This is a genomic window from Verrucomicrobiia bacterium (assembly GCA_026414565.1).
In the GTDB taxonomy this organism is placed as follows: domain Bacteria; phylum Verrucomicrobiota; class Verrucomicrobiia; order Limisphaerales; family Fontisphaeraceae; genus Fontisphaera.
In genome coordinates this window covers 1-10,834 of the sequence record JAOAIT010000022.1, presented here as the reverse complement: position 1 = coordinate 10,834, position 10,834 = coordinate 1, and the positions used below count along the sequence as shown (strand labels likewise).

The 10,834-nt window shown below is 63.5% G+C and carries 8 protein-coding genes, 1 pseudogene and 1 CRISPR repeat array; of the genes and pseudogenes, 5 read left to right on the top strand and 4 right to left on the bottom strand.

The annotated features are described in order from the left end of the window. Positions 1-111 precede the first annotated feature (111 nt). Positions 112-1,338, top strand: a complete 1,227-nt coding sequence (locus N3J91_05885; protein MCX8155964.1) for a hypothetical protein — start codon at positions 112-114, stop codon at positions 1,336-1,338. A gap of 45 nt (positions 1,339-1,383) precedes the next feature. Beyond that, positions 1,384-2,091 carry an SGNH/GDSL hydrolase family protein gene (locus N3J91_05880; protein MCX8155963.1) on the top strand — a complete coding sequence of 236 codons (708 nt, stop codon included), beginning with the start codon at positions 1,384-1,386 and terminating at the stop codon, positions 2,089-2,091. A gap of 38 nt (positions 2,092-2,129) precedes the next feature. On the opposite strand, the gene N3J91_05875 is transcribed toward N3J91_05880, so the two are convergent. The 3 genes from N3J91_05875 to N3J91_05865 form a co-directional block, all read right to left on the bottom strand. Beyond that, positions 2,130-3,080, bottom strand: coding sequence for a glycoside hydrolase family 43 protein (locus N3J91_05875; GenBank protein ID MCX8155962.1), 951 nt, complete (start codon positions 3,078-3,080; stop codon positions 2,130-2,132). 54 nt (positions 3,081-3,134) lie between these two features. After that, a CRISPR array of direct repeats spans positions 3,135-4,447; the repeat unit is 37 nt; unit sequence GTCTCCATTGCCTTTCGGCTTTCACCCCATTCCCAAC. A 282-nt stretch (positions 4,448-4,729) separates the two neighbouring features. Further along, entirely contained in the window at positions 4,730-5,230 is a 501-nt protein-coding gene (locus tag N3J91_05870) for a hypothetical protein (protein ID MCX8155961.1), read from the bottom strand. 31 nt (positions 5,231-5,261) lie between these two features. Then, positions 5,262-6,272, bottom strand: coding sequence for a hypothetical protein (locus N3J91_05865; protein MCX8155960.1), 1,011 nt, complete (start codon positions 6,270-6,272; stop codon positions 5,262-5,264). A gap of 164 nt (positions 6,273-6,436) precedes the next feature. Between N3J91_05865 and N3J91_05860 the strand changes: the two genes are divergently transcribed. Next, positions 6,437-7,381: a radical SAM protein gene (locus tag N3J91_05860; GenBank protein ID MCX8155959.1), complete on the top strand. Its 945-nt coding sequence runs from the start codon at positions 6,437-6,439 to the stop codon at positions 7,379-7,381. Positions 7,382-7,515: 134 nt separating this feature from the next. Here the strand turns inward: N3J91_05860 and ispH are convergent. Next, positions 7,516-8,220: pseudogene (ispH, locus tag N3J91_05855) on the bottom strand (4-hydroxy-3-methylbut-2-enyl diphosphate reductase). Positions 8,221-8,402: 182 nt separating this feature from the next. Between ispH and N3J91_05850 the strand changes: the two are divergent. Continuing rightward, positions 8,403-9,056, top strand: a complete 654-nt coding sequence (locus tag N3J91_05850; GenBank protein ID MCX8155958.1) for a site-2 protease family protein — start codon at positions 8,403-8,405, stop codon at positions 9,054-9,056. A gap of 32 nt (positions 9,057-9,088) precedes the next feature. After that, positions 9,089-10,834 (top strand): ATP-dependent helicase (locus tag N3J91_05845; protein MCX8155957.1); only part of this gene is annotated, 1,746 nt, incomplete at its 3' end.

Sequence of the window (10,834 nt, the reverse complement as noted above, 5' to 3'; positions counted from 1 at the left end):
TCGGAGATGTGTATAAGAGACAGCGCCTCGCCCCCACCACTTTTCTTTTGTCAAACCCCGCTCCCCTTCGTATCCTCCGCCGGTGTGACAGCTTTCAAACCACACCAACCTATGAACACTCACGTGTTGCAACGCTGCGCTTTGTTTATGACCACTCTCGGCGCCTCCCTGGGCCTCGCCGCCGCCGCACCCGCGGCCACCTTCGCTGACGACGTCAACTTCCTCAAACAATACACCGAAATCCTCGAACTCTCCGATCCCTCCGGCCAGGCCAAAGTCGCCCTCGCCCCCGCCTACCAGGGACGCATCATGACCAGCACCGCCCAGGGCGATGCCGGCCTCAGCTACGGCTGGATCAATCGCGAACTGATCGCCTCCCGCAAACTCCAGCCCCATATCAATGTCTTCGGCGGCGAAGACCGCTTCTGGATGGGCCCCGAAGGCGGCCAGTTTTCCATCTTCTTCGCCAAAGGCGTCCCCTTCGACTTCGATCACTGGTTCACCCCCCCATGCCTCGACACCGAACCCTTCTTCCTCCTCAAAAAAACCCCCACCGCCGCCACCTTCGGCCGCGAGTTCACCCTCACCAACTACTCCGGCACCCTCTTCCACGTCAAAGCCGAACGCACCATCCGCCTCCTCTCCCCCGCCGCCGCCTGGCGCATAATCGGCCTCCCCTCCCTCCCCTCGCTCAAAATGGTCGCCTTCGAATCCGACAACAAAATCACCAACACCGGCAAACAGCCCTGGACCAAAGCCTCCGGCCTCCTCTCCATCTGGATCCTCGGCATGTTCAACCCCTCCCCACAAACCACCATCGTCGTCCCCATCGTCCCCGGCGACGACGCCCTCCTCGGCAAAAAAGTCACCGCCGATTACTTCGGCCAGGTGCCCCCGGAACGCCTCGTCGTCAAAGACCGCGTCATCTTCTTCAAAGGCGACGGCCAGTACCGCAGCAAAATCGGCATCGGCCCCAAACGCAGCCGCGGCCTCCTCGGCAGCTACGACGCCGCCAACAAAGTCCTCACCCTCGCCTGCTACACCCAGCCCAAAGGCGTCACCGACTACGTCAACTCCCTCTGGAAACTCCAGGATGACCCCTTCAACGGCGACGTCGCCAACAGCTACAACGACGGCCCCGTCAACGGCGGCAAACCCCTCGGCCCCTTCTACGAACTCGAATCCTCCTCCCCTGCCGCCGCCCTTAAACCCAACGCCAGCCTCCGTCACGTCCACACCACCCTCCACCTCAGCGGACCCGAGCACGACCTCGACCTCGTCGCCCGCGCCACCCTCGGCGTCACCCTCCAGGAAATCACCTCCGCCCTGCCCAAATAAACCAACCCGCCCCCGCCGAACTGCCCGGCCCCCCACCCTCGCCCCATGAAAAAAAGACGCTTCCTGCGCCTGGCCCTCCTCGCTCTCGCCGGCCTGGCCGCCCTCCTCCCCCTCGCCACTCCGGCGCTCTTCGCCGCCACCAATGACCCCGCCCGCTGGGAAAACGAAATCGCCGCCTTCGAAGCCGCCGATCGCACCAACCCCCCTCCCCCCCAACCCATCCTCTTCCTCGGCAGCTCCAGCATCCGCCTCTGGAAATCCCTGCCCCAAGACTTCCCCCGCCACCACGTCCTCAACCGCGGCTTCGGCGGCTCACAAATCGCCGACTCCCTCCACTTCGCCGACCGCATCGTCTTCCCCTACCAACCCCGCAAAATCATCATGTACGCCGGCGGCAACGACATCAACGCCGGCAAATCCCCCCAACAGGTGGCCGCCGATTTCATGGCCTTCGTCCACCGCGTCCACCAGCGCCTCCCCCAAACCACCATCGCCTACATCTCCATCGCCCCCAACCCCGCCCGCTGGGCCCAAATCGAACGCGTCCGCGAAGCCAACCGCCTCATCAAAGAATTCACCCGCTCCGACCCCCGCCTCGAATTCATTGATGTCTTCCCCCACATGCTCGGCCCCGACGGCCTCCCCCTCCCCGACATCTTCGTGGACGACCGCCTCCACATGAATGACCGCGGCTACGCCCTCTGGAAAAAAATCGTCGCCCCCTTCCTCGGCCCCCCAGACCGCCCCCAATAACCCCGCCGCCCCCCATCCCCCTCCCCCGGCGGCGCCCCCTACGGCGCCGGCTCGGCCGTCCCCCGGCTCGTCTTCACGTGGATTACCCCCTGCTCGTCAAACCACAACGGATCAATCGCCAGAAACCGATCCCACCCCATGTTCGTGCTCGCCTTCTGATGATACACCATCCATAACCGCCCATCCGGCCCCCCAATCACACAATGATGCCCCGGCCCCAGCACGTTGCCCCCCCGCTTCGCTATCGGATTGCCCCCATATTTCACAAACGGCCCCATCGGCGCCCTGGCCGTCGCATACCCAATCGCATAATGCGGTGAATCCGCCCCGCTCCCCGAGTACATCAAATAATAAATCCCCTGCCGCTTCAACACAAACGGCCCCTCCGTCACCTCCCCGCTCGCCTTCTCCCAATCCGCCGTCGGCCGAATCACCTCCACCGCCTCCCCCTCCCGCGTCAACGCATCCTTCATCCGCGTCACCATGATCTTAAATCCCCCCGCCAGATTCACATAGTACAAATACAGCCGCCCGTCCTCATCCTGAAACAAATGCGCGTCAATCGCATTCGTCGCCAGCAGCCCCTTGTCCACAAACGGCCCCAACGGACCCTCCGCCACCGCCACCCCAATGTACTTCGTCCCCCGCCCCACCGTGTAATACAGGTAAAACTTCCCCTCCCCCTTCGCATCATGCCACACATCCGGCGCCCATACCCCCCCGCGCACATCCTCATACACCTTCCGCGGATGCAGCTCCCAGTCCACCAAATTCGTCGAAATATAAACCTCGTACCCCCGCGAGTCCGTCGTCGGATAAAGATAATACTTCCCCCCATGCCGGATCACGTGCGGATCCGCCGGCCCCATCCGATCAATAATCGGATTCCGATACGTGCGCCCCCCTGCCTCCGCCCCGCTCACCCCCCATAAACCCACCCCCAGCAACAAACCACCCCACGCCAGCCACGCCTTCATTCTTTGCTTCATACCCCCAGCTTGCCCCATCCCCACTCCCCTGGCAAGCCCCGTCCCATCCCCCCCACCTCCCATCCCTTGCAACCTTCACCCCATTCCCAACGGCTCCGTACTCGCAAGAACAACATGGGGCCCTGGTTGTCTCCATTGCCTTTCGGCTTTCACCCCATTCCCAACCCGGCCAGCCTGCCGCACCGCCTGATTTTACTACCCTTGTCTCCATTGCCTTTCGGCTTTCACCCCATTCCCAACCTGTTGGTCTGCATTCCAATATAACGGTAATCCAATGTCTCCATTGCCTTTCGGCTTTCACCCCATTCCCAACAGGAAATCCTCGGTGTTTATATGTTGCAGTACCCGTGCGCCCGTCTCCATTGCCTTTCGGCTTTCACCCCATTCCCAACTGTACCTTGCATCACTAATTGCTGCAAGGCCGGAACTAGGTCTCCATTGCCTTTCGGCTTTCACCCCATTCCCAACAGGGAATGCCGGGCGGCGGGAAATGCTGCGCTGGTTGCGTCTCCATTGCCTTTCGGCTTTCACCCCATTCCCAACGGGCGCGGGGGCGCGGTCGCCCCGCCGGGGGCCGGGGGTCTCCATTGCCTTTCGGCTTTCACCCCATTCCCAACAAGGAAACAACTATGGCGCACAACATCATGCAGTACGATAGTCTCCATTGCCTTTCGGCTTTCACCCCATTCCCAACGCCTACCTTCGTGCCATTTGGCGCGGGAAGATGTCCGACGTCTCCATTGCCTTTCGGCTTTCACCCCATTCCCAACGGTTTCGTGTACGATGATGGCGGGCGCGGCAGCGAAAAGTCTCCATTGCCTTTCGGCTTTCACCCCATTCCCAACGCACGCGCCACAATGAAAAAATGTGGCGTTTGTGGCGTGTCTCCATTGCCTTTCGGCTTTCACCCCATTCCCAACCCACGAAAAACGCCCGTAAAGCTTTGGAATTTTCCCAGGTCTCCATTGCCTTTCGGCTTTCACCCCATTCCCAACATGGCAAAACCTACGACAACTGCGAAACCTACGGCAAGCAGTCTCCATTGCCTTTCGGCTTTCACCCCATTCCCAACTCCTTTTGCGAGCACTATAACACGCACCAGCGCGACGTAGTCTCCATTGCCTTTCGGCTTTCACCCCATTCCCAACCGTTATGGGGACGCTGAAAGTCGACCTGCGGTCCCTGTCTCCATTGCCTTTCGGCTTTCACCCCATTCCCAACACCCCAACCGCCTCTGAAACCAGAGGAAGAGCTTCGTCTCCATTGCCTTTCGGCTTTCACCCCATTCCCAACACAAGCCAGCTAGAAAGGCAAAGTAGTTTATCCGCCCGTCTCCATTGCCTTTCGGCTTTCACCCCATTCCCAACCCCACCTTTCTAACCCATTCTGCCGCAACAGCGCAAGTCTTTTCCAGGTCACGAGGCCATTTTTGTGTTGGCATATTGCCTGCTTCTTTATCATTAAAGATTTTCTCAATCATGCGTATCTCGTTCATCATCAGCCGTTTATGACTCAGGTCACGAGCCCCCCATTTTTGCCGGTTTTTATCTCCTGACCTGAAAAAAAATTTTGCCTCACCCACCAAAAAAATACAGGGGCACAGACGGCTGTGCCCCTGTTCAACCTCCCTTCTCCCGGACGCTGCCACGCTAAAATGACTCCTGCGCGTCACCGGCATTCGGCCCCCACAGGCACGCCATCGTCTCCGGCCCTTCCCCCATCGGCATCACCAGCGGCTCCAGCCGCCCATCCTCATACTCCACAATGCACGTCGTCAAACACAACGCACAGCCGGGCACCGGCCACGTCCATCCCAGCGCCGGCTCCTCCCCCCCGCCCACCGTCGCCAGCTCCTCCCACAAATGCTCCCACACCGGCGCAAACACCTCGCTGTGGAACAAATCCACCATCTCCGGCAACATCAGCCCCTCCCCGGCGTCCAGCCCGCTTTCCATCAGTTGGGCATGCGGCGGCAGGGCAAACGTCGGCGCCGTGCGAAAGTCCGTCTCCGCCAGCAACCCCAACAACCGCCGCTTCTCCTCCCGCGTGCCCCCCAGCGTGTAAACGCGCCCCGACACCAGAAACACCAGCCCCGTCTGCGCGTCCAGGTAGTACCACAAGTTCACACACAGCTCACTGTTCGTTTTCATCCTCAGGCCCTCCTGCTCTCGCGGTTCTCCCTCACAAGCTCCGATGCCGCCACCGCCCATCCTCCGGCAGCCCGTCCGCCGTGGGATTCAGCGCCGTCAGGTGGATCACCCTCCCCGCGTGCACTAGCGCCGCCCCCGGCAGGCTCGGATCAGGTATCCGCAACGATTCCCCCAACCCGGCCATCGCCGGAAACCGTTTCGTCGGACTCCCCGCCACCCGCTCCAAAAACTCCTTCGCCAGCCCGCTCGCCGCCTCCACCGCCACCGGCTCCCCCCGCCGCTCAAACAAAAATTCAATCGCGTAGCTCTTGATCAGCTTCGCGTGCACCGTCGCATACACCTCCGGCCGCGACACCGCGTCGCAACCCGCCACCTGCCCCTTGAACAACACCACAAAACCCACCTGCTGCGGCTCACAGCGAAACGTCTCCTCAAAATGCTTCAAATCATGCTCGTATCGCTCATAAGCCTCGCTCATCGCCGACGTCGGCGAGTGCACCCGCATCTTGAAACACAAAAAGTGATGCACCTCGTCCCACACCTCCCCCTGATCCGACGCATACTTCTTGTGTTTCTCCAGATTCCCGGTGACCGACCGCAACTTCTTGGCCCGCGCCTTCTGCGCCATCACAATGTCCTCGTTGTAAAACGCCGCGCTCTTGGGGTGCCACCGCCCCGCCTCCACACAGCTCACCGGAATCCTCACCCGGCTGTGCTCCTTCAACAGCAGCGACGTGTTCAACACCCGGTTCTGCTTGGCCCCGCTCAACTGCTCCCCGTCCAGCAGCAACACCGGCTGATCCGCCAGGTTCTCCGCCTCCAGCTCCGGCACCGACCCCTGCTCCGAAATTTCCCTCACCCGCAGCTTCCCCGCCCCCATCGCCTGATTCAGCGACAGGTATTCCAACCCGCCCCCGTCCCCGTCCAACAACGGAATCACCGTCATCAACCCCAACTGCTGGGGCGTGCCCAGTCGCAAATGTTGAATGAATTCGGCCAGCTCCCGGCCTTCCGCCGCATTTGATGTGTTCTCAGTATTCATAACGTCGCTCACCCTAATCCGGCACCTATGACATCTACTGTCACCGGTCCCACTTTTTTGCATTTTGCCTGAAAAAATTTTTTTGTCCCTCTGCCGGACGTCCGCGGAGGTCCGCCCCGCCCCCCTTGGCGAAAACCCGCTTCCGCGTTACCTTGCTCTGGCCCATGCGCCGGCCTCCGCCATCCCTGCCGTCCTACCTGGCCCTGGCCCGCAGCGGTGAGCTCCACCGCCGCGCCGCCACCGCCTGCGCCGCCCTCGCCGCCTGCCGCCTCTGCCCCCGCCAGTGCGGCGTCAACCGCCTCCACAATGAACGCGGACGCTGCGGCCTCGGCCGCCTCGCCGTCGTCGCCTCCGCCTTCCCCCACCTCGGCGAGGAGGATTGCCTCCGCGGCTGGCGCGGCTCCGGCACCCTCTTCTTCACCGGCTGCAACCTCCATTGTGTCTTCTGCCAGAATTACGACATCAGCCACCACCCCCTCGGCGGCGCCCCCCTCAACCCCAGCCAGCTCGCCAACCTCATGCTCGAACTTCAGGCCGCCGGCTGCCACAACCTCAACTGGGTCACCCCCTCCCACCTCGCCCCCCAGCTCCTCGAAGCCCTCGCCCTGGCCGCCGAACGCGGCCTCTCCCTCCCCATCGTCTATAATTCCAGCGGCTACGACGCCGTGGAAACACTCCGCTGGTTCGAGGGCGTGGTGGACATCTACCTCCCCGATTTCAAGTTCTGGGACCCCGCCGTCGCCGACCGCCTGGCCCAGGCCCCCGACTACCCCGCCGTCGCCCGCGCCGCCGTCAAAGAAATGCACCGCCAGGTCGGTGATTTAGTCCTCGATGATCACGGCCTCGCCCGCCGCGGCCTCCTCGTCCGTCACCTTGTCATGCCCCACAACCTCGCCGGCACCGCCGCCCTCGCCCAATGGCTCGCCCGCGAAATCAGCCCCCACACCCGCCTCAACCTCATGGCCCAATACCACCCCGCCGGCCGCGTCGCCACCCCCCAGGGCGCCCAGCTCTACCCCGAACTGACCCGCCGCATCACCCCCGCCGAATTTCACCAGGCCTGCGCCGCCGCCCGCCACGCCGGCCTGCTCCATTCCGGCAAACTCTGAAACCCCTACGCCCGGCTCAAACAAGCCTCGCCTTCCCCCACCGGCGCCGCCCCCTGCTCTAAAACCCCCGCCCACTCCCGCAACCGCGCCTCCACCGCCTCAATCACCTCGTCCGGCGTCGAAGTCCCCGCCGTTATCCCCACCACCTCCGCCCCCGCCACCCATTCCGCACGCAAATCCTCCGGCCCCTGCACATGATGCACCCGCGCTCCCTGCGCCGCACACGTCGCCGCCAGCTCCCGCGTGTTGTTGCTGTGCGCCCCCCCAATCACAATCACCACCTCCGCCCGCTTCGCCAGCTCCCGCGCCGCCTCCTGCCGCTGCTTGGTCGGCCGGCACACCGTATCCACCCACCGCACCTCCGCCCCCGGAAATCGCTCCCGCATCGCCGCCACCACCCGCTCCACCCGCTCCACCGGCTGCGTCGTCTGCGACACCACCCCATACCGCGGACGCTCCGGCAATCCACCCACCTCCTCGGGCTGCAATACCACCGCATACTCCGCCAAATCCCCCGTCATCCCCCGCACCTCCACATGCTGCCTCTGCCCCACCACCACCGGATAATAACCCTCCCCCACCAGCCGCTCCAATACCCGGTGCGCGTAATGCACCAGCGGACACGTCGCCTCCGTCACCACCAGCCCACGCCCCGCCGCCTCGGCAATCACCTTCCGCGCCGCCCCATGCGCCGTGATGATCACCTCCGCCGTCTTCACCGCCCCCACCTCCTGCTCCACCCGCACCCCCGCCGCCCGCAGCTCCGCCATCACCCGCTCGTTGTGCACCAAATCCCCCAACACCGTCACCGGCCCCACCCGCGCCTTCGCTCGCGCCATCGCAATCGCATCCTTCACCCCAAAACACATCCCCATCGCCGCCGCTCGTATGATTCGCATAAAAAAATTCGCTTAAAAATTTTTACTTTGTATTACAAAGTATATGACCCCTCCCACCCCTGTCACGTTCAATCCATTCTGCCCTCGACGCCCGCCCATGCCCCCGTTAATTTCTGGGGCCGATGGATACTCAGGCTCTCATTGACGGTTTGCTCATGTACATCGGCCTGGTCATCATCGTGACCTTCCATGAATTCGGTCACGCCTGGATGGCCTGGCGCTTGGGCGACCTCTCCCAGCGCGACCAGGGCCGCGTCACCCTCAACCCCCTGGCACACCTCGACACCTTCGGCACCGTCATCCTGCCCCTCTTCTTCATCCTCGCCAACGCCTTCGACAAAGCCTTCGGCGGCTTCCTCTTCGGTTGGGGCAAGCCCGTCATGGTGGACTTGAACAACCTCACCCACCGCCGCCGCCAAAACCTCCTCATCACCCTCGCCGGCCCCGCCATGAACCTCGTCCTCACCGCCCTCGTCCTCCTCCTGGCCCGCGCCGCCGACCTCGCCCACCAGCCGGAAGCCGTCAAATTCTGTCTCAACCTGGCCCTCCTCAGCATGTTTCTCTTCTTCTTCAACCTCCTCCCCGTGCCCCCCTTGGACGGCGGCAACGCCCTCCACTCCCTCATCGGCATGAAGGAGGAAACCTACCTGCGCCTCAGCCAGTTGGGTTGGATTTTCATCCTCATCCTCATCAACATCCGCCCCCTCTTCGCCGGCCTGGCTTATCTCTCGGCTATCACGGTCAAAACCGGCGCCCTCTGGCTGGGCCTGATCTGATGATCCCTTCCCCCCAACCGCCCCGGCCTGCCATGACCGATCCCCAGGACCTCCCCCCCTTTCGCCCCCTCGACTCCCTCCGCATCCCCTATGCCAAGGAGTTGAACCCCCAACAACTCGCCGCCGTCACCGCCGACCCCGGCCCCGCCCTCGTCCTCGCCGGCGCCGGCAGCGGCAAAACCCGCACCCTCACCTACCGCGTCGCTTTCCTGCTCGAACAAGGCATCCCCGCCCACCGCATCCTCCTCCTCACCTTCACCAACAAAGCCGCCGGCGAAATGATGCGCCGCGCCACCGCCCTGGCCGGCTCCCAACACACCGGCCTCTGGGGCGGCACCTTCCATTCCGTCGGCGCCCGCATCCTGCGCCGCCACGCCGAACAGATCGGCTACCGCAACGACTTCACCATCCTCGACCGCGACGACGCCGTCCGCCTCCTCAAAACCTGCCTCACCGAGGCCAAAGTGGACACCCGCGGCAAACATTTCCCCAAACCCGAAGCCCTCGCCGACCTGTTGTCCATGGCCGCCAACACCCGCTCCTCCCTCGCCGAACAGTTGCAGCGCCGCCCCGAGTGGGCCGCCGCTCCCGCCCTCCTGGCCACCGCCGAACGCCTCGCCCAGCTCTACGCCCGGCGCAAACGCGACGCCAACGTCATGGATTTCGATGACCTCCTCCTCCTCTGGCTGGAGCTGCTCACCCGCCACGAAGCCCTCCGCGAGCACTACCAGCGCCGCTTCCAGTTCATCCTCGTGGACGAATACCAGGACACCAACCGCCTCCAATGCGAACTCATTGACCTCCTCGCCGCCCGCCATCGCCACCTCATGGTGGTGGGCGACGATTCCCAAAGCATCTACGCCTGGCGCGGCGCCGAGTACCGCAACATCCTCGATTTCCCCCGCCGCTACCCCGAAGCCCGCATCTTCAAAATCGAATTCAACTACCGCAGCAGCCCCCAAATCCTCGCCCTCGCCAACGCCCTCATGGCCGGCCAGCCCGAAAACTTCCGCAAGCAGCTCCGCGCCGTCCAGCCCGACGGCCCCAAACCCGCCGTCATCACCTGCCTCGACAGCCAGCAGCAGGCCGCCTTCGTCGCCCACCAGACCCGCGAGCTCCTCGCCCACGGCGTCCCCCTGCATGAAATCGCCGTCCTCTACCGCTCCCATTTCCATTCCCTCGAACTCCAGCTCGAACTCACCCGCGCCCAGCTCCCCTTTGTCATCACCAGCGGCTTGCGCCTCTTCGAGCAGGCCCACATCAAAGACGTCCTCGCCTTCCTCCGCCTCCTCTTCAACCCCCGCGACGAAACCAGTTTCAAACGCCTCGTCCTCATGCTCCCAGGCATCGGCGACAAAGCCGCCGATAAACTCTGGCGCGCCTTCCATGAGCACTGGCTCAACCACGCCCCCGCCAACCCCGCCCCCGCCCACGTCGCCACCTCCCTCGCCGCCTGCTCCAAGCTCGTCCCGTCCCGCGGCGCCACCGCCTGGGTGGATTTCCTCGAAGTCGTCCGCACCCTCGCCTCCCCCGAAACCCTCGCCCAGGGGCCGGCCCACCTCCTCCGCACCATCCTCAGTACCGGTTACGAGCATTATCTGGCCGAAAATTATCCCAAGGCCGCCAGCCGCCATGAGGACCTCCTCCAACTGGCCGAGTACGCCGAAAAGTTTGCCTCGCTGGAAGAATTCCTCACCCAGATGGCCCTCCTCACCAACCTGGAGGCCGAAGCCACCCCCGCCGGCCCCACCCCCCAGGACCTGTCTCTTATACACATC

What these genes read in the sequence shown, in the direction of transcription:
- N3J91_05885 (MCX8155964.1), top strand. Translation starts at nt 112, where the DNA reads ATGAACACTCACGTGTTGCAACGCTGCGCTTTGTTTATGACCACTCTC.
- N3J91_05880 (MCX8155963.1), top strand. Translation starts at nt 1,384, where the DNA reads ATGAAAAAAAGACGCTTCCTGCGCCTGGCCCTCCTCGCTCTCGCCGGC.
- N3J91_05875 (MCX8155962.1), bottom strand. Translation starts at nt 3,080, where the DNA reads ATGAAGCAAAGAATGAAGGCGTGGCTGGCGTGGGGTGGTTTGTTGCTG.
- N3J91_05870 (MCX8155961.1), bottom strand. Translation starts at nt 5,230, where the DNA reads ATGAAAACGAACAGTGAGCTGTGTGTGAACTTGTGGTACTACCTGGAC.
- N3J91_05865 (MCX8155960.1), bottom strand. Translation starts at nt 6,272, where the DNA reads ATGAATACTGAGAACACATCAAATGCGGCGGAAGGCCGGGAGCTGGCC.
- N3J91_05860 (MCX8155959.1), top strand. Translation starts at nt 6,437, where the DNA reads ATGCGCCGGCCTCCGCCATCCCTGCCGTCCTACCTGGCCCTGGCCCGC.
- N3J91_05850 (MCX8155958.1), top strand. Translation starts at nt 8,403, where the DNA reads ATGGATACTCAGGCTCTCATTGACGGTTTGCTCATGTACATCGGCCTG.